General features: G+C 70.8%; 20 protein-coding genes. 7 read left to right on the forward strand and 13 right to left on the reverse strand.

Annotation, left to right across the window (positions count from 1 at the left end; all coding sequences use genetic code 11):
* Nucleotides 1-425: 425 nt before the first annotated feature.
* Both ACYQ78_RS33895 and ACYQ78_RS33900 read left to right on the forward strand, forming a co-directional pair.
* Complete coding sequence (locus tag ACYQ78_RS33895; protein ID WP_459805043.1) at nt 426-1,442, forward strand: LacI family DNA-binding transcriptional regulator; 1,017 nt, start codon at nt 426-428, stop codon at nt 1,440-1,442.
* On the forward strand, nt 1,439-2,356 hold the full coding sequence (locus ACYQ78_RS33900; RefSeq protein WP_459805044.1) for a ribokinase: 918 nt from the start codon (nt 1,439-1,441) through the stop codon (nt 2,354-2,356). Before ACYQ78_RS33895 ends, ACYQ78_RS33900 begins: the two co-directional genes overlap by 4 nt.
* Here ACYQ78_RS33900 and ACYQ78_RS33905 read toward each other — a convergent pair.
* Genes ACYQ78_RS33905 through ACYQ78_RS33955 form a run of 11 tightly spaced genes read right to left on the reverse strand, consistent with a single transcriptional unit; the run spans nt 2,349 to nt 12,350 of the window.
* The gene (locus ACYQ78_RS33905) at nt 2,349-3,092 is read right to left on the reverse strand and encodes an SDR family NAD(P)-dependent oxidoreductase (protein WP_459805045.1); all 744 of its coding nucleotides are present in this window, start codon (nt 3,090-3,092) and stop codon (nt 2,349-2,351) included. The two genes, ACYQ78_RS33900 and ACYQ78_RS33905, sit on opposite strands and share 8 nt — an antisense overlap.
* On the reverse strand, nt 3,089-4,309 hold the full coding sequence (locus ACYQ78_RS33910; RefSeq protein WP_459805046.1) for an ATP-grasp domain-containing protein: 1,221 nt from the start codon (nt 4,307-4,309) through the stop codon (nt 3,089-3,091). The genes ACYQ78_RS33905 and ACYQ78_RS33910 overlap by 4 nt, the downstream gene beginning before the upstream one ends.
* Nucleotides 4,302-5,504 carry an ornithine--oxo-acid transaminase gene (gene rocD, locus ACYQ78_RS33915; protein WP_459805047.1) on the reverse strand — a complete coding sequence of 401 codons (1,203 nt, stop codon included), beginning with the start codon at nt 5,502-5,504 and terminating at the stop codon, nt 4,302-4,304. Before rocD ends, ACYQ78_RS33910 begins: the two co-directional genes overlap by 8 nt.
* Nucleotides 5,495-6,508, reverse strand: coding sequence for a GNAT family N-acetyltransferase (locus tag ACYQ78_RS33920; RefSeq protein WP_459805048.1), 1,014 nt, complete (start codon nt 6,506-6,508; stop codon nt 5,495-5,497). The genes rocD and ACYQ78_RS33920 overlap by 10 nt, the downstream gene beginning before the upstream one ends.
* Nucleotides 6,505-7,773 (reverse strand): MFS transporter, encoded by a 1,269-nt coding sequence (locus ACYQ78_RS33925; RefSeq protein ID WP_459805049.1) that lies wholly within the window; start codon nt 7,771-7,773, stop codon nt 6,505-6,507. The genes ACYQ78_RS33920 and ACYQ78_RS33925 overlap by 4 nt, the downstream gene beginning before the upstream one ends.
* A complete protein-coding gene (locus ACYQ78_RS33930) occupies nt 7,773-8,588 on the reverse strand; it encodes a [LysW]-aminoadipate kinase (RefSeq protein ID WP_459805050.1) in 816 nt (271 codons plus the stop codon). The genes ACYQ78_RS33925 and ACYQ78_RS33930 overlap by 1 nt, the downstream gene beginning before the upstream one ends.
* Before the next feature lie 5 nt (nt 8,589-8,593).
* Nucleotides 8,594-8,779: a lysine biosynthesis protein LysW gene (locus ACYQ78_RS33935; RefSeq protein WP_459805051.1), complete on the reverse strand. Its 186-nt coding sequence runs from the start codon at nt 8,777-8,779 to the stop codon at nt 8,594-8,596.
* Complete coding sequence (locus ACYQ78_RS33940) at nt 8,776-10,080, reverse strand: DegT/DnrJ/EryC1/StrS family aminotransferase (protein WP_459805052.1); 1,305 nt, start codon at nt 10,078-10,080, stop codon at nt 8,776-8,778. The genes ACYQ78_RS33935 and ACYQ78_RS33940 overlap by 4 nt, the downstream gene beginning before the upstream one ends.
* A complete protein-coding gene (locus ACYQ78_RS33945) occupies nt 10,077-11,054 on the reverse strand; it encodes a BtrH N-terminal domain-containing protein (protein ID WP_459805053.1) in 978 nt (325 codons plus the stop codon). Before ACYQ78_RS33945 ends, ACYQ78_RS33940 begins: the two co-directional genes overlap by 4 nt.
* Entirely contained in the window at nt 11,051-11,608 is a 558-nt protein-coding gene (locus ACYQ78_RS33950; protein ID WP_459805054.1) for a hypothetical protein, read from the reverse strand. Before ACYQ78_RS33950 ends, ACYQ78_RS33945 begins: the two co-directional genes overlap by 4 nt.
* A gap of 7 nt (nt 11,609-11,615) precedes the next feature.
* A complete protein-coding gene (locus tag ACYQ78_RS33955) occupies nt 11,616-12,350 on the reverse strand; it encodes a sulfotransferase-like domain-containing protein (RefSeq protein WP_459805055.1) in 735 nt (244 codons plus the stop codon).
* Between the two features lie 157 nt (nt 12,351-12,507).
* On the opposite strand from ACYQ78_RS33955, the gene ACYQ78_RS33960 reads away from it, so the two are divergent.
* From ACYQ78_RS33960 to ACYQ78_RS33970, 3 genes are read left to right on the forward strand one after another with little or no spacing between them, the layout of a single operon-like run.
* Nucleotides 12,508-13,575 (forward strand): M20/M25/M40 family metallo-hydrolase, encoded by a 1,068-nt coding sequence (locus tag ACYQ78_RS33960; protein WP_459805056.1) that lies wholly within the window; start codon nt 12,508-12,510, stop codon nt 13,573-13,575.
* Complete coding sequence (locus tag ACYQ78_RS33965; RefSeq protein ID WP_459805057.1) at nt 13,572-17,174, forward strand: non-ribosomal peptide synthetase; 3,603 nt, start codon at nt 13,572-13,574, stop codon at nt 17,172-17,174. The genes ACYQ78_RS33960 and ACYQ78_RS33965 overlap by 4 nt, the downstream gene beginning before the upstream one ends.
* Nucleotide 17,175: 1 nt before the next feature.
* Nucleotides 17,176-19,233 (forward strand): acyl-CoA dehydrogenase family protein, encoded by a 2,058-nt coding sequence (locus ACYQ78_RS33970; RefSeq protein ID WP_459805058.1) that lies wholly within the window; start codon nt 17,176-17,178, stop codon nt 19,231-19,233.
* Here the strand turns inward: ACYQ78_RS33970 and ACYQ78_RS33975 are convergent.
* Nucleotides 19,195-19,854: a response regulator gene (locus tag ACYQ78_RS33975; RefSeq protein ID WP_459805059.1), complete on the reverse strand. Its 660-nt coding sequence runs from the start codon at nt 19,852-19,854 to the stop codon at nt 19,195-19,197. The two genes, ACYQ78_RS33970 and ACYQ78_RS33975, sit on opposite strands and share 39 nt — an antisense overlap.
* Nucleotides 19,855-19,973: 119 nt before the next feature.
* On the opposite strand from ACYQ78_RS33975, the gene ACYQ78_RS33980 reads away from it, so the two are divergent.
* Nucleotides 19,974-21,011 (forward strand): hypothetical protein, encoded by a 1,038-nt coding sequence (locus ACYQ78_RS33980; RefSeq protein ID WP_459805060.1) that lies wholly within the window; start codon nt 19,974-19,976, stop codon nt 21,009-21,011.
* 401 nt (nt 21,012-21,412) lie between these two features.
* Nucleotides 21,413-22,027: a pyruvate kinase gene (locus ACYQ78_RS33985; RefSeq protein ID WP_459805082.1), complete on the forward strand. Its 615-nt coding sequence runs from the start codon at nt 21,413-21,415 to the stop codon at nt 22,025-22,027.
* 353 nt (nt 22,028-22,380) lie between these two features.
* Here the strand turns inward: ACYQ78_RS33985 and ACYQ78_RS33990 are convergent, their stop codons facing one another.
* Nucleotides 22,381-25,656: an NACHT N-terminal Helical domain 1-containing protein gene (locus ACYQ78_RS33990; protein WP_459805061.1), complete on the reverse strand. Its 3,276-nt coding sequence runs from the start codon at nt 25,654-25,656 to the stop codon at nt 22,381-22,383.
* Between the last annotated feature and the right edge of the window lie 12 nt (nt 25,657-25,668).

Consider the following 25,668-nt stretch of genomic DNA (forward strand, 5'->3'; position numbering starts at 1 on the left):
ACGACACGACGCGAAGACGGCACGGGGACCGGTCGGGCGGGTGAATGAGGGTCAGACTGAAAACGGTTTCCCTCGGGCGTTGGACAGGCGCCAACTCCCGCGCCGTCCCTCAGGACCAATCACCGGCACTCCTCTGGCAGACAAACCCCTAGTAAATGGGGCGAACTCCGCATAGTTGCTGGTAGGACGATCGTACTGACGCCGAGCCTCTGTCAAGGGGGTGTGCGCGGACTTAACGCAAAGACACATGTTCGTGACATGAACTACCTGGTCAGAGCGCTGACAACGATTGCAGTACGAGGCGCCGAAGTGCCGCCCAGAGGCCGGTGAATGCCGCTGATGTCACGGATCGATCACGGAGATTGACGTTTCCGCAGGTGGGGGTGGATCCTCCACTGACAACGGTTTCATCGGGAGCGCAATTGGTGACGATCCATGAGGTTGCGGCACGCGCCGGGGTGTCCCCGGCGACCGTTTCACGCTTCCTGCGTGGCCAGTCGGTGCGCTCGCCGGAGGCCATCCAGGCCGCGGTCGACGCGCTGGGTTACTGGCCGAGCGCGGCCGCCCAGTCGCTGAAATCCGGTCGTACCCACACCATCGGCGTCGTCGTCCCGGACATCACGAACCCCTTCTTCGCCGCCGTGGTCAAGGGCATGGAGTCGGTCACCCGCACCGAGCAGTACAGGATCCTGCTGGCCAACAGCGACGAGAGCATCGAACGCGAAGACCACGTGCTCAGCGACATGGCCCGCCGGGTCGACGGCGTCATCCTCGCCCCCGCGACCGAACGCGACCGCACCCCGCTCAAGCTGCGCGACAGCAAGGTGCCGCTGGTGTTCATCGACCGCGACCTGGTCGACGGCGAGGACTTCGACGCGGTGCTGGTCGACAACGTCGGGGGAGCCAAGCTGGCCGTCGACCACCTGGTCGGCCTCGGGCACACCAGGATCGCCGCGATCAGCGGGCCGTCCGACACCACTCCGGGCCGGCGGCGGCGCGAGGGGTTCCTGGAGGCGCTCACCGCCAAGGGCGTCGGCATCGCGCCCGCCCACGACCTCATCGGCGACTTCCGCGAGTCGAGCGGCTACCAGCTCACCCTGTCGCTGCTGTCGCTGCCCGAGCCGCCGACCGCGATCTTCACCGCGAACAACCTCATGACCCTCGGCGCGCTCAAGGCGCTGCACGACATGCGGGTCGACGTGCCGGGGCAGGTCAGCCTGATCGGGTTCGACGACCTCGACACCGGCCCGCTGCTGCGGCCGCCGCTCACCGTGGTCGACCGGCCCATGGTCGAGCAGGGCGTGCTGGCGATGCGGCTGCTGCTGCGCCGCCTCGATCCGCAGTACGTCGACGACATCCCGCGCCGCATCGTGCTGGACACCAAGCTCGTCCACCGCGCGTCGACGGCGCCGCCGAAAGCACGGAAGGCACGATCAGCATGAGACCGAAGGGCGTCCTCGTCGTCGGGAGCGTCACCGCCGACGTCACGGCGTTCAGCCGGAGGTTCCCCGCCCCCGGCGAGACCGTGCTCGGCGACGACGTCACGCTCGTGCTCGGCGGGAAGGGCGCCAACCAGGCCGTGGCCGCCGCCCGCGCGGGCGCGCCCACCTGGATCGCCGCCTGCGTCGGGAACGACCCGTTCGGTGAGCTCGTGGTGGCGGGGCTGCGGTCGCACGGGGTCGCGTTGTCGCAGGTCCGCATGGTCGACGACCGGACCGGCGTCGCGCACATCCGGGTCGACGCGTCGGGCGAGAACGACATCGTGATCGTCCCGCTGGCCAACGCCGCCCTCGACGAGGCACGGGCGGAAGAGAGCATCAGGGCCCTGAAGGACGAGGCCGGGGTGCTGCTGCTCCAGCTGGAGGTCCCGATGGCGACCACCTGCCACGCCGCGAAGACCGGGAGGGCGGCGGGGCTGACGGTGGTGCTCGATCCGGCGCCCGCGCAGGCGCTGCCCGACGACGTGTGGCGTTTCGTCGACGTCGTGACGCCGAACGAGAGCGAGGCGGGGGTGCTGACCGGGGAGCCGGTCACCGATCTCGCGTCGGCCGGGCGGGCGGCGGCGTGGTTCCTCGACCGGGGCGTCGGGCACGCCCTCATCACGCTCGGGTCGGGCGGCGCGCTGTCGGTCACCGCCGAGCGCACCCGCCACTATCCCGCCTATCCGGTGACGCCGGTCGACACCACGGCGGCGGGCGACGCCTTCACCGGGTTCTTCGGCGCCGCCCTCGCGGCGGGGTTCGACGACACCACCGCGATCCTGCACGGCATGGCGGCCGGAGCGCTCGCCACCACCAGTCCGGGGGCGAGCCCGTCGCTGCCCGACCTGGCCGCCGTCCAGAGAATGATCAGCTAGCGGGCCGCAGCCGCAGTCCGTGCATGCCGTTGTCGACGGCCAGCACCGTGCCGACCGTGGCGCCCGACAGCGGGCTGGCCAGGTAGGCGATCGCCCCGGCGACCTCGTCGGCCGAGACCAGGCGGCCGGTCGGCTGGAACGAGGTGAGCGCGGCCCTGGCCGCCTCCGGGTCGGGCGCGGCGTCCATCTGGCGGTCGACCCACGGGGTGTCGGCGGTGCCGGGGGCGACGCAGTTGACGCGGACGCCCTCGCGGGCGTGGTCGGCGGCCATGGCCAGGGTGAGCGCGTACACCGCGCCCTTGCTGGCCGAGTAGAGGACCCGCTGCTGGAGACCGGCCCAGGCGACGATCGAGCAGGTGTTGACGATCGCGGCGGCGGGGGAGCGGCGCAGGTGCGGCAGCGCGTGGCGGGCGACCCTGACCATGCCGAGCACGTTGACGTTCAGGACGTGCATCCACTCGTCGTCGGGATTGCCGGTGACGTCGCCGACGGCGCTGATCCCGGCGTTGTTGATCACCACGTCGAGGCGGCCGAAGCGCTCGGCCACGGCGTCGACGGCGGCTTTCACCTGGGCGTCGTCGGTGACGTCGGTGGCGATGGCGTCGGGGAAGGCGTCGGGTTTCAGGTCCAGGACGACCACATCCGCGCCCCTGCTCACCAGCAGGTTGGCCGTGGCCAGGCCGATGCCCGACGCGCCGCCGGTGACGATCGCGGTCAGTCCGGTGAAGTCGCTCACTGCCCCTCCTCGGTGCGTATGTGGATCGCGGCGGCCAGCCGCTCACCGTTGGCGATGGCCTCGGCGGCGGTGGCGCCCCGGGTGATGACGTAGCCGACCTTGTCCTCGTTCCAGACCAGTGGGGGGACCTCGTCGCCGGGGCCGACCTTCAGGTGGACGTCCACGAAGGCGGGGTCGGCGCGGACCTCGTCCAGGCCGGTGATCTCGACGACCCGGCCGGGGGCGGGGGTGAGGAAGCGGATGGCGGCGCCGCTCTGCGCGTCGGGGGAGCCGGTCAGCGGGGGCAGCACGTCGAGGCCGGCGGTCAGGGCGTACTGCTCCATGTCGACGCCGTAGGCGATCTCGGTCAGTTCGTTGATCCGGTCGCCGCCGACGCGGTTGTGCGACTCGACGATCTTCGGGCCGCGCGAGGTCAGCATCACCTCGGTGTGGCCGGGACCGTTGCGCAGGCCCACGGCGTCGAGGAAGTCGACCACCAGCTGCCGGACCTCCGGCGGGCAGTCGCCGGGCTGGGAGTGGCCGATCTCGACGAACCCGCCGGGACCACCACACTCCTTGACGGTCACCGCGACGATCACGTGGTGGCCGTCGAAGCTCAGGGTCTCCACGCTGATCTCGGGGCCGTCGAGGAACTCCTCCAGGAGGAACTCCTCGAAGGAGTCGGCGGCGGTCAGGTCACGCTCCTTGAACTGGCCGTCGAGGGCGCGGAAGCGGTCGGCGACCGCGTCGACCCCGGCCTTGTCGTCGATGCGGAACACCGCCAGGCTGCCCGACTCGCGGATCGGCTTGACGATGATCGGCAGGCCGTGGGCCTTCACGAAGTCCTGGACGTCCTGCGCCGACCTGCCCACCGCCGACGCCACCGGGCTGACCCCGGACGCGGCCAGGTGGCGGCGCATCCGCCACTTGTCGAGCAGCAGCTCCACGGTCTCGACCGACTCCCCGGTGAGGCCGAGCGCCTCGTTGATCCGCGCCGCCGGGAGCAGCCCCAGCTCGAACTGCGACACGGCCGCCGTGAACGGACGGGCGGCGTGCAGCACCCGGACCAGCGGGAGCAGGGTGTCGACGTCGCCGTAGTCGAGCAGGAGGGCCTGGTCGACATAGGGCCCGGGGACGTATTCGTCGGGGAACTGCGCGTGGACGACGTCCAGGCCGAGTTCCCAGAGTTTGCGCACGTGCTGGGCCTTGCCGCCGATCACCAGAACGCGGTCAGACATGGTCGTCACCTCCCAGGACGGCGGCGATCGCGTCGGCGCCGAAGTCGATCTCCGAACGGGTGATCACCAGGGGCGGTGCCACCCGGAGCGTCCGCTGGAACTCCTTGCAGAGCACGCCGCGATCGGCCAGCGCCTCGGAGACCGGGCGTCCGGCCGGGCGGTCCCCGGCGATGTGCACGCTGGCCCACAGGCCCCGGCCGGTGACCTCGGCGACGCCGTCGATCTCGCTCAGCCGGGCGTGCAGGTAGGCGCCGAGTTCGCGGGAGCGCTCCTGGAACTCCCCGGTGGCCAGCATCCTGACGACCGCGAGGCCGACCGCGCAGGCCAGCGGGTTGCCGGCGAAGGTCGAGCCGTGCTCGCCGGGTTTCAGCACGCCGAGCACGTCGGCCCGGCCGATCACCGCCGACACCGGCAGGATGCCGCCGCCCAGCGCCTTGCCCACGGTGTAGAGGTCGGCGCGGACGCCCTCGTGGTCGAGCGCGAGCGTCGCGCCGGTGCGGGCCAGGCCCGACTGGACCTCGTCGGCGACGAACAGCGTGCCGGTGTCGTCGCACAGCTGGCGGACCTCGGCGAGGTAGCCCTTCGGCGGGACGACCACCCCGGCCTCACCCTGGATCGGCTCCAGCAGCACGGCCGCCGTGTGGTCGGTGATCGCGGCCCGGAGCGCGTCGATGTCGCCGTACGGGACGACCTTGAAGCCGGGGGTGAAGGGGCCGAACTCGCGCCGGGCGTCTTCGTCGGTGGAGAAGGAGATGATCGTGGTGGTCCGGCCGTGGAAGTTGGCGCCCGCGACCACGATCTCGGCGGCGCCCTCGGGCACGCCCTTGACCTGGTAGGCCCACTTCCTGGCGACCTTCACCGCCGACTCGACGGCCTCGGCGCCGGAGTTGGCGGGCAGCACCATCTCGGTGCCGGTCAGCTCGGCCAGCTCCCGGCAGAACGGGCCGTACCGGTCGTTGTGGAAGGCGCGGCCGGTCAGCGTCAGCCGGTCGAGCTGCTCCTTGGCGGCGGCGACGATCGCGGGGTGCCGGTGGCCGAAGTTGAGCGCGGAGTATCCGGCCAGGAAGTCGAGGTAGCGCCGCCCGTCGACGTCGGTCAGCCAGGCGCCCTCGCCGTGCGACAGCACCACGGGCAGCGGGTGGTAGTTGTGCGCGCTCCAGCGTTCGGCCAGGGCGATGTGCTGGTTCATTTCCATTCCTCCAGGTCGGCGATGCTCCTGGCGAGCGTGGGGTCGGCCAGCAACGCGTCGAGGAACGCCGAATTGTGGTCGTGGACGGCCTGCTCCGCCCCGACCAGGGGACTGCGGGTCCCCAGGTCGAGCAGCCAGAGCGGGTGGATGACGGCGCCGCGCGCCGCCTTGGCCTTCGTGGCCTTGATCCCGGCGTGGATCCACCGGATCCCCTGCTCGGACGCCCACCGGAACTGCTCGTAATAGAGCAGGTTGAAGTACTCGTAGGCGTCGCGCAGCCGGGAGTAGTCGAACCCGGCCCAGCGCAGGAAGACCGTGTCCTGCCGGACGTAGTAGAGGCAGAAGCCGACGGGGGTGCCGTCCAGGGTGCAGAGGGCGACCCGGGCGGCGTCGCCGAGGCACTTCTCGTGGTTGCGGAAGGTGGCCAGGTCGTCGTCCAGGCCCGCCTCGAAGCCGTATTTGGCCTCCGTGGTCACCGCGAGCGGGGCGATGGCGGCGCTGCACTCGCGCAGCGGCACGTGCTCGATGCGGTAGCCCGCCTCGGTGAAGGCGTTCACCTCCTTGCGGACGGCGGTCCGCCGCTTCCCGCTGAGGGTGTCGAGCCAGGCGCCGAACCCGCCTTCGGGGACCGGCATCCAGGCGTCGCAGTCGAGCAGGACGGCGGGCGCCCGCACCCCGGCGGCGCGGAACCGGCGGACGCCCTCGGTGTCGAGGTACATCGCCACGCAGGCCGGGTTCCGGTCGCGCAGTTCCGCGAGCAGCCCGGTGACGTCGCCGGAGCCGAGCAGCCGCGTCTGGTAGCCCTCGCACGCGCCGACGAGCAGGCCCTCACCCGGCAGGGTGGGCAGCGACCGTTCGGCCAGTTTGGCGTTCCAGTCGTACGACGACCCCGTCAGGTCGGTGCCGCCGACCACCGGGATCGAGACTCCGCCCGCGGTCACGACCTCGACGTCGGCCCGGTGCTCGACGGCGCAGAAGTCGAGCCATTCGGCACTGGAGTAGAAGGTCATCGGCTTCCTCCGATCGAGAGGTCGGCGTGGCGGACCGCGCTGAACCAGAACAGGGTCGACAGCACGAGCAGCGGAACCGCGCCCAGCATGATCGCCGCGCGGACGCCGACGAGGTTCCCGAGCACGCCCGCCAGCAGCGCGCCGACCGGGATCGTGCCGTAGACGAGCAGCCGGAACGTGGCGGTGATCCGGCCCAGCAGTTCGGGCGGGGCCTGGGCCATCCGCACGCTCAGCGAGTGCACGCTGAAGATGCCGAGGCCGAAGCCGTACACCACGAAACCGCCCACCAGCACGACGACGGCGAGCACCGGCGTCGCCGGGGCGAACGGGACGACCACCAGCCCGGCGGCGCTGACCACCATCGAGATGACGATGCAGCGGCCGGTGCCGATCGCCGCCGCCGCGCGGCCGGCCAGCAGCACGCCGACCAGCCCGCCCACGCTGGCCGTGGTCAGGATGAGGCCGAGTTCGCCCGCCCCGAGTTTCAGCTCACGGACCCCGAACAGCAGGTAGAGCGTGAGCACGATCTGCTCGAACAGGTTGAACAGCGCGGCCTGGACGGCCAGCATCCGCAGCACCCGGTGCCGCAGGATCGCCCGCAGCCCGTCGGCGATCTCGGTCCGCATCGACGGCCGCTCGCCCTGGGGCGCCTCGACGACCTCCGGCTTGCGGATGCCGAGGAAGGTCAGCGCGGCGAACAGGCCCATCACGGCGTTGGCGGCGAGCGCCACGGGGGCGGTCGCCACCTGCACGAGCACGCCGCCGATGCCGGGCCCGCCGATCTGCGCGATCGAGTAGGTGCCCTCCAGCTTGGCGTTCGCCTCGATCAGCTGGTCGCGGGAGACCAAAGACGACAGGTAGACGACATAGGCGACGTCGAACACGGCCATCAGCAGCCCGACGCCGAACGTCACCGCGTACAGCAGCCCCAAAGAGAGCAGGCCGGTCAGGTAGCTCAGCGGGATCAGCAGGATCAGGGCGAACCTGAGCAGGTTCGTCACCACGAGCACCGGTCTGCGGCGGTGCCGGTCGAGCCAGGCCCCGGCGAACAGGGTGATCAGGATGACCGGGGCGTATTGGAGCGCGGTCAGCAGGGAGACCTCGGTCGGCCCGGCGTGCAGCACGGTGATGGCGGTCAGCGGCACCGCGACCAGCGAGATCTGCGCGCCGGTCTGGGAGATCGTCTCCCCGGACCAGAGCAGCAGGAAGTCGCGGTGCCGCCATAAACCGCCAGGCCGAACCTGTTCCGTGGTCTGCCCGCTCATCACGCCGCTCCCAGCCGGACGATGGTGCCGCGCCCGCCCACTGCCCGGCTGACGGGATCGGACACCCGCCCGTCGGCGATGTTCACCTGTCCGACCCCGCCCGTGAGGGCCTCACGGGCGGCGACGAGCTTGAGCGCCATCCCGCCCCCGGCGAACCGGCCGGGTGCGCCGGTCGCCGGGACCTCGTAGTCGGTCAGCACACTGGCCGGGTCGCCGGGATCGGCGAGCACCCCCGGCGCGCCGGTCAGCAGCACCAGCCGGTCGGCGCCGAGGGCCGCCGCGAGGGCGGCCGCGACGCGGTCGGCGTCGACGTTCACCGGCCGGTCGTGCTCGTCGATGGCGGGTGGTGAGATCACCGGCACGAAACCCGACCGCAGCAGGGTCTCCGGGAGCTCGGTGCGCACCTCGTCGAGGCGCCCGCTGAGGTTGTCCCTGACCAGGGTGGTGCGGCCGTCGACGACGGACCGGACGGCGCCCTTGCGGCGGGCCCGCAGCAGGCCGCCGTCGAGACCGGTGAGGCCGACGGCGGGCACCCCGAGCCGGGACAGCTCCGCGACGAGCCCCGGTTTGACCGCACCGGCCAGCGCGAGGACGACGACCTCCAGGGTCGCCGGGTCGGTGTAGCGGGTGGACACCCGGTCGGGCGCGACGAGCGTGCGCTGCGGCACCCCGAGCCGCCCGGCCAGCCGGGCGATCTCCCCGGACCCTCCGTGCACCAGGACGACGGACTGCCCCTCGTGGACGAGCCCGGCGACGTCGGCGCAGACGCCCGAGGCGTCCACGGCCGGGTTGCCCCCGCACTTGACGACGATCATCGGGCCTACTCGCCCCAGTCCTCTTCGACCTCCGGCGCCAGGACGAGCACCACCGGGCTCAGCGCCACGATCTCCAGCTCGCTCCGGCAGCCGGAGCACTCGACGATCTCGTTGAGCCGCACCGAGTCCCTGATCTCGACCGCCTCGTCGCACTCGGGGCAGGTCCGTACGGTGGTCATCTGCTGGGTCATGAGTTCGTCCTCTCTGTGGTGGCGATGGCGAGGGTGGCGACCGCGTCGGGGGCGGCCCACACCTTCTCGAAGGCGTCGGCGTAGAGGCCGAGCAGGTCACCCGAGCCCGGGTGGAGGTGGCGTTTCTGGAGGGTCAGCGAGTCGGCGATGACCGCGCGGGCCACCGGGTAGCCCGCCCCCTGGTCGGGGGTGCCGGTGGCGGTCCACGGGTAGCCGCCGCCGAAGCCGACGCGGTCGGTGAACACCTTCTGGTCGGGCAGCGGCATGAGCTGGTACTGCGACATCGGCACGCCCTCGGCGCGCAGCAGCCGCCGCAGCGCCGCGCGCAACGCTTCCGGCGGCACGCCGTCGAGGCCGAACGCGGCCGGGTCGAACCGGAACCGCAGGATGTGCCAGACGTGCGTGGTATCCGGGAGCGCGGTCGGGATCCGCAGGCCGGGCAGCCCGCCGAGCCGGGCGAGGAACGCGGCGATGTTGCGCTGCCGGGCCTGCTCGTAGCCGTCGAAGCGGCTGAGCTGGGCGTCGGCGAACGCGGCCTGGAGGGCGTTCATCTTGTGGTTCCAGCCGAGGCCGTAGGACACGTAGTCGCGGTCGCGGCCGGCCTCGATCACCTCGCCGAACTGCCGTCCCCGGCGCACCGCCTCGGCCAGAGCCGGGTCGCCCGTGACGAGCAGGCCGCCTTCTCCGCAGGTGGGGATGTTCTTGGTGACCTGGAGGCTGAACGCGCCCGCGTCGCCGAGGCTCCCGACCGGCCGCCCCCGATGGGTGGCGCCGGGCGCCTGGGCGGCGTCCTCGACCACGGCGAGGCCGTGTTTGCGGGCGATGGCGGTGAGCCGGTCCATGTCGGCGGGGGCCCCGTGCAGGTGCACGGGGATGATCGCTCTGGTCCTGGACGTGATGCGGCGCTCGACATCGTCGGGATCGAGGTTGAACGTGACCGGGTCGACGTCGGCGAACACCGGGACGGCCATCTGGTGCACCGGCGCGAGCCCGGTCGCGATGAAGCTGAGCGCGGGCACGATCACCTCGTCGCCCGGCCCGACCCCGAGCGCGGCCAGGGCCAGCGACAGCGCGGCGGTGCCGTTCGACACCGCGACGCAGTGGCCGAACCCGAAGTGCCGGGCCCAGTTCTCCTCCAGGGTCGACACCGGGTTCGCGCCGTCGGAGTTCGACACGAGCCGGTTGCCGTCGAGCGCGTCGAGGACGGCCTTGCGGTCGTCGTCCTCGACGACCGGCCAGTCGACGCGGCGCCGGTCCTTCGGTACGGCGGCGGTGCCCCCGAACGCTGCCAGTCTGCTCACGACAGTCCTCTCGACAGGGTTTCGACCGCGCCGGCGTAGGTTCCCCGCAGCACGGTGGTGTGGTGCGCGATGTCGGGCGCGGCGGCCCGGGGATCGGCGAGCCCGTGGGCGCCGGTGATCCGCAGCCCGGTCCAGGCGTGCGCGACCGACTCGACCGCGCGGCCCGCCCCCGCGAGCGCGGGGTCGCCCCATTCCCGGCCGCAGCGGCGCAGCAGTTCGCCGTGCAGCGAGGCCTGCGCCTGCATGCCCCAGCCGAACGGGTAGAGCTCGGTCAGCGCGGCGGCGTCCCCGGCGCGGCAGCGGCCGACGAGATCTTCGGCGAACGCGTCGAACCCGGCCAGGCCGCCGCTCTCGAACAGGGCGGTGTCGGTGCGCAGGCACGCGGCGAGGAACTCGGGGGTCAGGCCGGGGACCGGGGCGTCGAGCCAGACGTCCAGGCAGCGGCGGCCGATGTCGGCGTCGCTGAAGAACGCGTCTTGGACGTCGGTCGGGTTCGCCGACCCCCAGCTGTTGAGGAACGCCTCGACGGGCACGGCGCCCATGAACGCGGGCGGCATCGCGTCGGAGACGTAGACCAGGCCGCGGACCTCGTCGAGGCCGTACACGACCACGAGATGGGCGGCGTGGACGTCGCCGTAGGCCGGCCGGAACGGCAGGTGGAAGTTGTCCACCGCCGCGATGACCAGCCGGTTCGCGGTCAGCGCCGCGCGCATCTCCCGGAAGGGGTCGCCGTCGTCGGCGGGCGTCCACCAGCGGGAGTGCAGGCCGTGGTGCGGCGCCAGGGCGGCCCCGAGGTCGTCGTCCTCGCACGGGTAGTAGAACTCCTCCGACCGCACGTCGCCCGGCAGGTGCAGGAACCGCCACCCCGCGCCGAGCACGGCCAGCGGGTCGGCGCCCTCGCGCGCCAGGAGCGTGCCGAAGGTGGCCTGGAGGCAGCTGATCAGATCGCGGTACCAGAGCTCGGGGTCCTTCATGCGCCCGCCTCCTGGAGGGTCATCGCGAAGACGTGCACGGCGACGTTGCGGGGGAGCCGCAGCCCGGCCAGGTCGGCCCGCCGGGTGACCGGCACCCGCTGCGCCCACATGACCGCCGCCACCCCGCGCTGCACGTGGTGCGGATAGTGCATGACCGGCGTCTCGAACGCCTTGACCTCGCCGAACCAGGCGGGCGCCGCCCAGAAGTCGGAGACCCGCAACGGCTCGGGGTCGACCGCGCCGTCGGCGTAGTGGAGCTCGGCGACGTCCTCGCAGCGGCGTTCGGCCGCCGCCAGCAGGTGGATCCAGTCGTAGCGGCCCTCGGGCACCGCGACGAACTGCCCGGCGCACCGGACGTTGTCGGGCCCCTCGCCGACCGGCGGGAACCGGAAGGGGACACCCGCCACGTGGACGGTCTCGCCCCCCGGCAGGTATTCGGCGGCGAAGGAGTTCCCCCACACGTTGAACGCCCCCGATTTGGTCTCCGTCGCGGCGGAGATCCCCACGTTGTTGCGATGGCCGGATAAGTCGACCGGCTCGAATGGCATGTTCATTCGCTCTCTATTCCGGCCGGAGCGCCGCGGCCTTCAATCGCTCGTAATAGGGCAGGTGATATTCGAGATGAGCCCGCAGCACCGGGTCGGCGGCGACCTTCCCGACGTCGCCGCCCGGCCCCCGCGCGAAGCCCGTGGTGCGGCTGGTCGACTCGTGCCAGCGGCTGGTCCCCTGCCACTCCGACCGCATCCCCGGCCGCCACGTCAGAGCGTCCGGCAGGAACGGGATGCCGACCGCGGCGCAGTAGGCGCGCACGGTCTCGGCGGGGCGGTCGAGCAGGTCGTCGGAGTCGATCACGACCGGGGTGGCGCCGGTGGCGGCCTCCACGGCGGCGAAGATCTCGTGCAGGCGGGCGAAGCCGATCTCGTCCCGGCCCAGGTCAGGGTTGAGCCGGACGTGCGAGGCGATGGCCTCGGCGGGGTGGCGGACGATGAACGTGTGCGTCGCCGTCCTCAGGAACTCCTCGTCGGCGAGCAGCGCCGGGTAGTGGAAGTCGGTGGTGTCCTTGAAGTAGAGGGGGCGCTCCACGGCCAGCGCCCGCAGCGCCGCGAGCACCTCGGTCTCGGTGTGCGCGACCCGGTCGCCGACCTTCGCCTCGCCGAAGTCGACCACGAGGGAGAACGGTTCGTGGACGACGACGCGGTCGCCCCGCTCCGCCATCATCCGCGCGAACGCGGTCGAGCGGCAGCGCGGCGCGCTCCACAGAGCGAGCACCGGTAATCGCCCGGGAAATTGCTGCACGATTTCTCCTTCCGGCTCATTCGGAATCCCTTCCAGAATGGCACGGCCGGGCTTCGCGCCGGGTAAGCGAAATGCGTAGTGCGAATAGTCTTCGCGTGGACGCATTCGCTTCCGGTGCCCCCGTAACGTCCGTTGCGACGCCTATTCGGGAGGCCCCGTGTCAGCGACGATCAACGAGACGTACGCCGCCGGGCTGCTGCGCGGGATGCTGGAGATCCCCTCCTCGTCCTACCAGGAGCGCGCGCTGGCCGACTTCCTGGCCAGGGTGATGACCGGCCTCGGCTACCGGGCGCACATCGACCCGGTGGGCAACGTCGTCGGCGTGATCGAGCGGGGTGACGGGCCGACGCTGATGCTGCTCGGGCACCTCGACACCGTCCCTGGGGACGTGCCGGTCCGCTCTGAAGACGGCCGGCTCTACGGCCGGGGTGCGGTCGACGCCAAAGGTCCGCTCGCGGCGATGATCTGCGCCGCCGCCGGGGCGACCGGGTTCCCCGGCCGGATCGTGGTGATCGGCGTCGTCGAGGAGGAGACCCCGGGCTCACGTGGGGCGATGGCCATCAGGGCCACCCACGACCCGCCCGACGCGCTGATCGTCGGCGAGCCGAGCGGCTGGTCGAGCGTGGTGCTCGGCTACAAGGGCAAGCTCGACCTGCGCTACACCGTGCGGTGCCCGGCCACGCATCCGAGCAATCCGATGCCGAAGGCGTCCGAACTGGCCGTGGCCTGCTGGAACGCGCTGGTCGACCTGCTCGGGCCCGACGTCGGCCACGACGTGTTCGCCCGGCCCGGCGCGACGCTCTGCCAGCTCAACGCCGACCTGACCACCGCGACGGCCGACCTCAGTGTGCGCACCCCGCCGGGGTTCGACGCCGACGCGCTGGTGCGGGGGCTGCGGGCCCGGCTGCCGGCCGGTCACCTCGAAGTGCTGAACTCGGTGACCGCCTGCCGGGCGGAGAAGGCCGACCCCGCCGTCCGGGCGCTGGTGTCGGGCATCCGCAGGCTGCACGCCCGGCCACGACTCGTGGTGAAGACGGCCACCTCCGACATGAACACGCTGGCCGAGGTGTGGGACGTCCCGATGGCGACCTATGGCCCCGGCGACAGCCGCCTCGACCACGCCGACAACGAGCACATCGTGCTGTCGGACTACCTGCGCGGCATCGACGTGCTGTCGATCGCCATCGCGGAACTGGCCCGGCTGCCCGAGAGGAGCCTGCGATGACCGGTATGTCCGAGCGGTTCGCCCGGCTGCCCGCCGACTGCCGGGCCCTCTTCCTCGACCTGCTCAAGGCGGGGACCAACGGCCCGCCGCCGCGCGGGAACACCGGCCCCGCTCCGCTGTCGCCCGCGCAGGAGTCGCTGCGGTCCGCTCCCTCCGTGCCGGTCCGTCTCCGGCTTCAGGGCGAGCTGGACGTGTCCGCGCTGCGATCGGCCCTGGCCACTGTGGTGGCCCGGCACGAGGCGCTGCGCACCGCGATCGTCGAACGGGAGGGCCGCCCGGTCCAGGTGGTGGCCGCCGAGGTACCGGTCGAGCTGCCGCTGATCGACGGGTGGATCAGGGAACCGTTCGACGTGCGCCGGGCGCCCCTGTGGCGGGCGGCGCTGATCAGGACGGCGCCGGACGACCACCTGTTCCTCTTCGACGCCCATCCGATGATCTTCGACGAGCGGTCGGCCGGGGTGCTGATCGGAGAGCTGGCCGAGCTCTACGGCGGCGAACCCAAGCTGCCCGACCTGCCGGTGCAGTTTCCCGACTACGCGCTCTGGCGGCACGACGTCGAGCCGGGCCCGTTCTGGCGCGAGACGCTGGCGGGGGCCGAGGTGCCGGAGTTCCCCGCCGACCGGGCGCGTGGCGACGCCTCGGCGTTCGGGGTCGACGCGTTCGAGCTGGACCTGGCGCACGAGGAGGGGGTCGACCCGGCCGACGTCCTGACCGCCGCGTTCTTCGCCCTCCTGCGCCGCTACTGCGGCCAGGACGACCTGGTGATCGGCTTCCCCGCGCCGAACCGGCGCCATGACCTGCCGGTGATCGGCTCCTTCGCGAGCACGGTGCCGCTTCGGGTGGACGTCTCCGGCGACCCCACGTTCCGTGAGCTGGTGGGAAGGGTCGCCCAGGCGGCGGCGGACGCGTGCACCCACGGCGACGAGCCGTTCGAGGCGCCGGACCTGCCGATCGCGTTCGGCTGCGGGGCGGAGGGGGCCACGATCGGGTTCCCCGGGCTCCTGACGTCGGAGGAGGACGTCCTCACCGCCGATCCCCGGTTCGACCTGAGCTGGTCTGTCCAGGGGCGGCGGTTGCGCATCTCGTACGACACCGGGCTTTTCGACGGGGAGAGCGTCGCCAGGTTCGCCCGGCACTACGACACGCTGCTGCGCGCGCTGACCGAAGATCCCGACGCGCCGCTGTCGGCCGCCGAGATGCTGAGCCCGGCGGAGAAGGCGTTCCTCGACGAGGCCGGCGCCGGGCCGGTGCGGCCGATCCGGGAGACCACGATCGTCGAGCGGTTCGAGGCCACGGTCGCGGCGGATCCTGATCGCGTGGCGGTGGTCGTCCAGGACCTCGAATGCACTTATGGCGAGCTCAACGCCCGCGCGAACCGGCTCGCGGCGCTGCTGCGCGAGCGCGGCGCCGGGCCGGGCGACCGCATCGGCCTCTGCCTGCGCCGGAGCCTCGACCTGCCGACCGCGATGCTCGCGGTGCTGAAGACCGGCGCCGCCTACGTCCCGCTCGACCCGGCGCATCCGGCCGCGCGGCTCGCGGAGATCGCCGCCGACGCGGGACTGCGCGCGGTGATCGCCCACACCGCGATCGACGTCGGCGCGCCCCTCGTGCTGATGGACGACCTCCGCCCCGACCTGCCCACCGGCAACCCGCCCCTCGCGGCGGAACCGGGCGACGTCGCCTACATCATCTACACCTCCGGCAGCACCGGCCGGCCGAAGGGGGTGCTGCTCGAACACCGGGGCGTGGTCAACTTCACCGACTCCTGCCGGGAGCTGTTCGAGCTGACCCCGGCCGACCGGGTGCTCGGCTTCGCCTCGGCGACCTTCGACGTGTCGGTGTTCGAGACCTTCTCGGCCCTGCTCACCGGCGCCACCCTCTGTCTGGCCACCGACGACGAACGGCTGTCGATCGACCGGCTCCAGTCGCTCATGGAACGGCAGGGGATCACCGTCATCGACCTGCCGCCGACGGTCATGCCGCTGCTGACCCCGGAGCGGTTCACCGAGCTGCGCATCGCGTTCGTCGGCGGGGAGGCGTTCAGCGGGGAGCTGGTGAACCGGTGGAATCCCGGGCGAAGGCTGTTCAACGGCTACGGGCCCACCGAGTGCACGGTGACGATGATCGTCGAAGAGTGCGCGGGGACCTGGGACTCCTCGCCGCCGATCGGGCTGCCGATGGCCAACCACGTCGCGCACGTGCTCGACCGCGACCTGCGCCAGGTGCCGATCGGGGTGCCGGGAGAGCTGGTGATCGGCGGGGCCGGGCTGGCGCGCGGCTACCTCGACCGCGACGAGCTCACCGCCGAGAAGTTCGTCGACACGCCGTCCGGGCGGTTGTACCGGACGGGTGACCTGGTCAAACGGCTGTCCGACGGGCGGCTCGTGTTCCTCGGGCGCATCGACCAGCAGGTCAAGATCCGGGGGCTGCGGATCGAACTGGGTGAAGTCGAGTCGGCGCTGGCGTCCTTCCCCGGCATGGGGCCGGTCAGCGTGCAGCCGTGGGCCGACTCCGCCGGGCAGAAACACCTGGTCGGCTACCTGACCGTGGATCGCGTGCCGGAGGTGCGCGAGCATCTGGGGTCGGTGCTGCCGTCGTACATGATCCCCTCGTTCTTCGTCGTCCTGGACGAGATCCCGCTCACCGCCAGCGGCAAGGTCGACCGGCGGCGGCTGCCCGATCCGCACACCGAGGTCCAGGGCGAGGAGCCCCGCACCGCGACCGAACGGACGCTCCTGCGCGAGGTGCTCGCCCCGCTGCTGCACGACGACCGGATGGGCGTGCACGACGACTTCTTCCAGGTCGGCGGGAACAGCCTCCAGGCCGCCCAGCTCATGTCCGCGATCAAGCGCAGGTTCGGGGTGGAGGTCTCGCTCGCCGACTTCTTCGCCTCACCGACCGTCGCGCATCTGGCCGCCACCATCGACTCCTCCCGGCAGCCATCCGGCGAGGGGCCTGTGGTGATGCGGAAGCCCGGCCCCGCGCGGGTGTACCTGGTGCACCCGTCGGGCGGTGAACTGTTCTGCTACGTCCCTTTGATCCGGGCGCTGCGCGAGGGCATCGGCGTGGCCGGGTTCCCAGCGCCGGCCCCGCCCGACTCGATCCCGGCGACCGCCGCCGAGATCGTCCGGACGCTGAAGGACGCCCCGGAGCCCTACTGCCTGGCCGGATGGTCGTACGGGGGAGTGCTGGCCTTCGAGGTCGCCCGCCAGTTGGAGCGGGAGACCGGCGCGAGACCGCCGGTGATCCTGCTGGACGCCTTCCACGACGAAGACGACCTGGCCCTCGACGAGCCGACGATCCGGCGCCGGTTCGAATACGACGTCACCCGACTGGTGGGACGGGACGACCTGCCGGATCTTTCAGGTCGCTATGCCGTCTTCCGGGCCTGCGCGCTGGCGCTGGAGGCGTACCGCCCCGGACCCTACGGCGGGCCGGTCACCCTGCTGGCCGCCTCGCCCGGCGACGGCTTCGACAAGCAGTGGCGGGACGTCTGCACCGGCCCCTTCCAGAGCCTGGACCTGCCCGGCGACCACTACACCCTCTTCACGGAACCGGCGCTGAGCCAGATCGTCGCCGCGATCGAACGGACCCTCTGACATGCGATACGGATTCACCGAGGAACAGGACCGCTTCCGCGGCGAGGTCCGGAGGACGCTGCGCTCCGCCGAGGTGCAGGCGGCCGTGCGGGAGGCGACCTCCACCGGCGGCGTCGAGAAGGACCAGCGCCCCCTCTACCGCCTGCTCGGCGACCTCGGACTGCTGGCCGTGCACTGGCCGGTCGAGTTCGGCGGCGCGGGCCGCCCGCTCACCGACGCCGCGATCGTCGCCGAGGAACTGGTCCGCGCCGGGGTGCCGGACACGCTGCACGTCAACACCATCCAGATCGTCGGCCAGTTCCTGCTGATGGCGGGCACCGACGAGCAGAAACGGCGGCACCTGCCCGCCCTGGCGCGCGGCGAGCGGTTCGCGTCGGTCCTCTACACCGAACCCGACGCGGGCTCCGACCTCGGCGCCCTGCGCACCGTGGCCGAACCCGACGGCGACGGCTACCGCGTCACCGGCACGAAGGTGTTCAGCCTCAAGACCCGCTTCGTCGACCTCGGCCTGTGCGCCGCCCGGACCACCCCCGACGCCGGGAAATACCAGGGCATCAGCCTGTTCCTGGTCGACCTGTCCGTCCCCGGCGTGACCGTGACGACGATCCCGGGGATCGGCGACGAGCACTTCCACCAGGTCGACCTCGACGCCGTGCCGGTCTCCGGCGCCGACCTCCTCGGGCCGCGCGACCAGGGCTGGCCGCTGCTCAACGAGGCGCTGGCCATCGAACGCACCGGCCTCGACTACCACCTCAAGGCCGAACGCTGGTTCGAGGCCGCGCTGGAGGCGGTGACCGACCCTGCGGTTCATCTGGAGCGGATCGGCCGGTGGGAGGGCGCGCTGACCGCCGATCACGTCCTGGCCTGGGAGGTGCTGACCGGCCTCGCCGCCGACCGGGTCGACCCCGTCGCCGCCGCCGTCGCCAAGCTGCACAGCAGCGAACTCGCCCAGGACATCGCGATGTGGGCCTACCACCTCCCCCACCCGGAGGGGCGCGCCGCGATCCTGGACTCCGCCTACCGGGAGGCGCCCGGCCTCACACTGTCGGCGGGCACCTCCGAGGTGATGCTCCAGATCATGGCCGCCGCGTTCGACTCGATCGGGTCGGAGAGCTCCGATCCCCTCGTCGCCCGGCTGCGCGCCGCCCTGCGCGCGGGCCTCGCCCACGTGCCCGTCTCCAGCGAGGTACACGGGCCGGTGGACGGCTCACAAGCCCGTTCCGTCCTGGACGAACTGGGCGCCTACGACTACGAACGCTCCGACGGCTTCGACCTCGGCGTCACCGCCGGCGTGGTCGTCAACGTGGAGTTGGGCCGCGCGGCCTGCGGAAACCCCTACCGCGCCGACGCGCTGGCCGCCGATGTCGGCCACCCGGGGGGTGTGGCCCTGGCCGGGTTCGAAGCGATGCCCGGCGTCACCGCGACCCCGTCCGCGGGCGGATGGGAGCTCACCGGCACCGCCCTCGCCGACGGCCCCGGCCCGTTCCTGGTCGCCACTCAGGTGGACGGCGAGCCGACGCTCGTCGCGGCGTCCGGCCCGAGCGTCGAGAACGGATGCGTCCGGTTCGACCGGACCCCCGCCACCGTCGTCGCCCGCCTGGACGAACCGCTGGCCCGCGCCCGGCTCCGCCAGGCGGCCTACCTGCTCGGCATCGCCGAGGGCGCGCACGACATCGCCGTCCGGTACGCCGGGGTCCGGCGCCAGTTCGGCACGCGGCTGCGCGACCTGCCCGCCGTCGCCTTCCCGCTGGCCCGCGCCATGGTGGCGCTCCGCGCGACCGGCGCCGCCGTCTACCGGGGCGCCTGGCTGGCCGACTCCGGGCGCGACAAAACAGGCACCGCGCCGATCACCGCCCTCGCGATGGCGGCCGAGACCGCCCGCGACGTGGTGCGGATCTGCATGCAGGCCTGCGGGGTGCGCGCGATGACCGCAGAACTCGGCCTGCACCGCCACTTCCGGCTGGCCGCCGCCGAGTCGGGCCGCTTCGGCGAACCCGCCGCGCTGTGGCGGCTGGCCGGGTCACGCCGGCTGGATCAGCCCGCATCGGTACGCCAATGAGACGAGCTCCGCGCGGTCGCGCACCCCGAGCTTGGTGCGCACCCGATAGAGATGGGTGCGCACCGTGGCCACCCCGATCATCAGCGCGCGGGCCACCTCCTCGGTCGACATCCCCCGGGCCACCATCTGGGTCACCTCGCGCTCGCGCGGGGTCAGATCGGTCACCTCGGGGCACGCCTCGGGCTCCACGGTGTCGGACTGTTCGCGAAACCAGGTGACCAGGCGCTGCGCGATGTCCGGCGCGAGCACGGTCCGGCCCTCGGCCGCCGCCCTGATCGCGGCGACCAGTTCCTGCGGGCTCGCGTCCTTGCAGAGCAGGCAGCTGGCCCCGGCGTGCAGCACGTCGCTGACCGTCTTGTCGGCGTCCGACCCGGTGAACACCACGATGCGCGGCGGGGTGTCCTCTTTACCGAGACGGCGGATCATCTCCAGGCCGGAAATGGTCCGTAAATTCAGATCGGTCACGACGACGTCGGGCCGTTCGGTGCGCACCAGGACGATGGCCTCCATGCCGTTGTCGGTGGTGTCGATCACGTCGATGTCCGGCACGGCGTCGAGCAGGGTGCGCATGCCGTCCCTGATGACGGGCAGTTCGTCGCAGATCAAGGTGCGAATGGTCATTGTGTGACGCCTTCTCGCTGTTTCGTTGCGCACGAACAGAATGGCTCGGGTGAGTTGCCCCTTTGATTTACCGGTAAACGCGTCAAATAAAGGACAATCCTTAAGAGAGGAAACGGTCGATGAGCCTGGTAGACGTCCACAACGAATGGGATCCACTGGAGGAGATCGTCGTCGGCACGATGGAGGGCGCGCGGGTGCCGGTGGCCGACCGGAGCCTGCACGCCGTCGAGTACGCCGACGTCGATCCGGAGGAGATCCCGTCCGGCCCCTACCCGCCCGACGTGGTCGAGCAGACCGAGGCCGAACTCGACGACCTGGCCGCGCTGCTGCGGAGCCTCGGCGTGACCGTCCGCCGCCCCGGTGGCCGCGACCACCGGGCGATCACGGCCACGCCCGACTGGAGCACCGACGGCTTCTACGACTACTGCCCCCGCGACGGCTTCCTCACGGTCGGCACCACCCTCATCGAGTCGCCGATGGTGCTGCGCTCCCGGTTCCTCGAAGGGTTCGCGTACAAGGAACTGTTCCTGGAGTACCTGGAGAGCGGCGCGCGCTGGCTGTCGGCGCCCAAGCCCCGGCTGACCGACGACATGTACGAACCGAAGGCGCCGGAAGGACAGCGGCTGCGCAACCTGGAACCGGCCTTCGACGCCGCCAACATCCTCAGGTTCGGCACCGACCTGCTCTACCAGGTCTCCGACAGCGGCAACCTGCTCGGCGCGCAGTGGCTCCAGGCCGCGCTCGGTGAGCAGTACACCGTGCACCCGTGTGAGGGCCTCTATCCGTCGACCCACATCGACTCGACGATCGTGCCGCTGCGGCCGGGCCTGATGCTGATCAACCCGGCACGGGTCACCGACGCCAACATGCCCGACTTCCTGCGCGGCTGGGACACCGTGATCTGCCCCGACCTGGTCGACACCGGCTTCATCGGCGACCACCCGAAGTCGTCGGTGTGGATCGGGATGAACTTCCTGGTCATCGCCCCGGGCAAGGCCGTCGTGGACAAGAGGCAGACCGGGCTCATCAAGGAGCTGGAGCGCCACGGGGTCGAGGTGATCCCCACGCAGCTCACCCACGCCAGGAGCCTGGGCGGCGGCATCCACTGCGTGACCCTCGACGTGCGACGCACGGGAGAACTCGCCACGTATCGGTAAGGCGGGCGCAGATAGTGTGCTCTGCACGTCAGTGTTGTAGTAAGCGCCCGGTCCCGCTTCGGGGAATAAGGAAGAGGAATTCCTGCTTGCCGGTGCGACCGGTGTCCAGCGGAGGTTCTCGTTCGCCGCTCCGGAATACCGCATAGGACAGGCACGCCTTCGTCGGGAAATCGCGAGACGTCACGATGTGGAGTTCCAGATCGTGGCCGATCTGGCGGGGAGAAGTTCCCCCTCGGTGGTTTCTCCGTCCGCCGGAAGTGCGCCTGGGCGCCGGCGACGTCTACCGCCTTTTCCGATTCCGCAGGTAGTCCGGCCGACAAGGTTCTGCGCGTACCGGCACAAGAATGACGATCTGATCACCGGTCGGAGATGGCAACGCCGTGCTGTGCGCGACCGGCGTCATGGCCGACGGCGCGGTGGTCACCGTCGAAGTGGGCGGGGGCGGTCGACCAGCGGCGCGGGCTGACCGTCCAGGGCACCAACTTCCGGGCCTGTTGCCTTACGGAAAAGACAGGAGCGACCTCAGGTCGATCGCCGAATCCGATGTTTTCGACGTGGTCGCGCTCTCCTTCGTCGGCGATTCGTCGGACATTTCCGAGACTGGGGAGAGACTGTCGGCGTCCGCGCGGGAGGCGCGAATCATCGCGAAACTCGAAACCCAGGCGGGCATCGACAACGTCGAGAGCATCTGCGCCGCCGCCGACCTCGTGATGGCCGCGCGGGGCGATCTGGCGCTCAGCCTGCCGTGGGTGGGACTGCCGGGCGCGGTGGCCGGATCGAACGGGCCGCGTCGGCGGCGGCGCGCCCTGGATCCTGGCCACGCAGATCGTCAGGGGACTGGACTCCGGTCGGCGCGGCACGGCCTGCGACTGGACGGCGTCTCCTCCTGGCTGCGCGCCGGTAGGCGATCTGAATCCCGTGAGTGTGCACCTCTACTAGACGCAGGCCGGTTGGCTGGAAGTGGCGCCTCATCCTCGCTCGGTCATGTGCATGGACGACGGGCGAGAGCGGCGTGAGAGAGCGTGGGCGATGCGGGCGGGTTTGTGTCGGCGCCCGAAGAAGAGTGCCTGCTCTCGCTGGGCGTCGGCTGGCACTTCCTCGACGGGGCCCTTCCCGGATTTCCGGTGATGTACCACCGGGAGGTGCGCCCCGGCGAGGCTGACGAGCGAGCCGATGCCCGGGCGGGCGAGATCGCGGCAGCGAGTCCGACAGGCTCGCCGTCATCGCGTTCGTCTACCCGAAGCGTTCCGTCATCGCCTCACCGAGATTCCGCGAACCCACCGTGTCGCATTGTCGGCCGGAAGGGTGAGATTGCATCCGCTTCGCCGGGCGTCAGTTCGGAGGGCGGTCGGCTAGGGTCGCGTCAAGGTCATCTTTCGTGCTCTTGGTCTCTCGTGAATGTGGCCGTGGGGTGCAGATGGTGTTCGTTGATGACCTCCTGCCCGATCTCGACGCTGATTGCTAGCCCCGGCCTGCCCGCGAATGGTGCGAGGTCAATGACGCCGTTTGCCGTCGATATGTTGAGAGTTCGCAGGCGAGGAAGGGCCGCAATCGGTGTGAGGTCCTCCAGGGTAACGCTTTCCAGTGACAAGCCTCGGAGCGCGTGTAGTTGACCGATCTGATCCAGATCCTCCACATCCTCGCACTCGTCGATTCCCAATTGCGTGAGGCCTAGAGGGGCCAGCGCGGTGATGCTGCCCAGGTTGCTCGTTGTGTTCAAAATGAGAGAGGAGAGCGACGGCAGATTCTTGGCAAGTGAAGCAAGTCCACCGATGAGCGGGCCACCGCAAATGAGGGCTAAGTGGTCTAGCTGTGACATGCCGGCGAATAAGGAAGGATCGATTGGAGTGTTGTCGCTGTGCAGGAAGAGGGACGTGAGATCGTGCTTGCTCGATAGGGGTCTCAGGTCGATGCGCCCGTTGCTGGGCAATGTGAGCCCGAGTGATCTGAGGGACGAGATTTCCTCGAGGAATACGAGCTCATGAAGGCGGACATTCCAAAGAAAGAGGTCGCTCAGAATCGGCAACTGATGCAATGCGGAGACGTCCACCTCCGTGTAATTCTCCATGGAACACCAGAATCTGGTCAGATTGGGTGCAGATATGAGTTCGTCGAGAGTCTCCACCTGTAATGGCGTAATGTGGATTGAGTCGAGGTTCGGGAGGGTGCGGATAAATTGTAGTCCTCTGACAGGCTGCTTGGTTTCGATGCTCAGCCTTGTTAGGTCCTGTATATGCGCCAAGCCACGTATGAGGCGTGGATCGTCGATTGACACCTTGTAAGGTCGTGCAACTGACAGCACGATCCGCGCATAGTCGGCGGCGTCGAAATAATGCCAGCCATTTTCCATTTCCTTTACCGTGTCGAATGATGCGGTAGGGCCGTAGCGGGCCATTTTCTCCATGGCGCGCGGCCCATTGATCATCCAGGTGGTCCGTACCGTCATGGCCGCCTGGCGGTCCGAGAACTGCGACAGGTCATCCGGGAGTCGCTTCAGGACCTCCTCCCCGGCCCCCGCGAGGATGTGCGCCTCGTCCTCGTTACACGGCGGGATCACCGACGCCAGGCATCGCTCGTAACGGTCGTGGACCTGGGGCGGGATCTCCTGCATGGTCTCCAGACAGGCAGCCACTACCAGCCGCAACCGCCGCGCGTAGCGTTTCTCCCCGTCGGCCCGATCCATCAGGCCCGTCAGCAGTTCGCGGCGGAGGCGGCCAGTCGCGTGGCCGGCCGCCATCACGACGACCTCGCGCCACTGGTCCAGGTGCGCCTTCTCCACGCCCGCCTCGACGTCCTCGTCTTCGACGAGTTGCCCGGCCGCCAGGTAGTCCTGGACGGTGCGGTGGACGAAGTCGATCCGCCCCGGCACCGGTTCCCGGAGGATTCCGCTGCGGAGCAGGAGATGGTCGAGCACTTCCTCCGGCGTGTACGGCATCCGGACCATCGAGCTCAACCGTTGGTGGATGCGGCGCAGCGCGGTGCCCCGGGAGAGTTCGGAGCGTCCCATGGAGACGAGCCGCCAGGCCAGGTCGCGGAGGATCCAGACCTTCTGGTCCTGGTCGAGGACCACCTCGTCGTCGATGCCGCGTTCGGCGTCGCGCCGTTCGAGGAGCATGTCGAGCACTGCCCGGTAGAGCGCCATCCGGCTGGGTGGCAGGTGGTGCCGCCGGTCCAGGTTGAGCGCGCACAACATGGCGGCGAGCAGTGGCGTACTGGCCAGAGCGCGCAGGTGCCCCCGGCTCTCCAGCTGGGCCAGCAGGGAGCGTTCGGAGGTCTCCAGTTCGTCCGGATGACAGGGCAGGCTCGGGCAGTCGCGCATCGCCACATGCCACTGCTGGATGAGTTCCCGCAGGTCGGACGGGGTCATCGGCTCGAGCAGGAAGGAGGAGAAGCCCTCGTCGGCCAGCCATCGCGCGTCGGCTGCGGCGGGGCGGGAGGTCACCACCACCCTCATCGACGGGTAGGCGGCCAGCATCCTGTCCAGCCACTGCCGCACCGCCCGGCGGTGTCTGGCGAGCAGTTCGTCGACCCCGTCAACGAGGAGCAGGCCGCGGCCCGACTCCAGGACCCGTTCCACCCAGCCACGGGGCATCCGGCCAGTCAGCTCTTGGGCGACGTCGGAGAGGAGGAGTTCGGGGGAGGGGAGGGTGCCGTCGGCGTGGCTGCGCAGTTTGACCAGTAGGGGCACGCAACCCGTCCACGAGGAAAGGGCCCCGGAGAAGGCGCCGCGCGCTGCGGTTACCGCCAGCCATCTGAGCAGGGTGCTCTTGCCCGAACCTGCCTCGCCTCGGACCAGGGTGAGCCGGTTCTTGCCGAGCGCCGACTCGACGCGCGGGGTGCCCGGGACAGTGGCGGACTGGCCCGTCAGGGAAGCGAGCGGCATGCGGACGGACGCCCGGCGCCGATCCTTGTCGTCGGCCGAGACGGTCAGACTGATGTAGGACACGCTCAGCGAGGTGCGCGGCCGGTAGGTCTCCACCCGGACACCGGGGAGTTCGACCTCGTCGAGGGTGCGGCTGATGAATTCCAGATAGCGGCGCTCGAAGGCCTGGTCGTCCTGGGCTCCCTCGGGCGCGTCCAGAGAGCGGGGCGGAACTCTGGCCAGCAGCCGTTCGATCTGGTCGGACAGGCTCGTCAGGCGGCCGAGGGTCTCGGTCGCCGCACGCGGGAGGTACTGGGGGAGTTGCCGGATCATCCGGACCATGCACTCGACGCACTCGGCGAGGACCACCGCGTGCAGCCGGTCTTCGGCCTCACCCATCCGGGGCGGGCGCAGGCCTGCCGTCACCTGCTCGGTCAGCCGCACCGCGTCGCCGTCGGCGGCGAAGATCGCGTCGTCCGTCAGGTCGGCGGAGGTGAGTGAGTGGATCACCTCGTGCAGGACCGCCGCCTTGGCGTCGTCGGTCAGGCCCCGGTATTCGTGGGTGACCAGGGCCGTCAGCCGGTCTTCCACGGCGAGGGCGATGCCCTTCACCTGGTGCTCGAACTTGCGCCTGGCGACGTTGTCGAGGAACGAGCTTCTGATCAGTTCGCTCAGGTCGGTGTCCCGCTCCTGCCGGTCCGTCCTGTTCGCCAGCCAGGCGCCCACCGTTCGCTGCGCCACGGATTTGGCAAGGCCGCTGAGCGCCGTCTCGAGAACCGACATGCGCACCATCGT

The organism is Herbidospora sp. RD11066 (assembly GCF_054661255.1).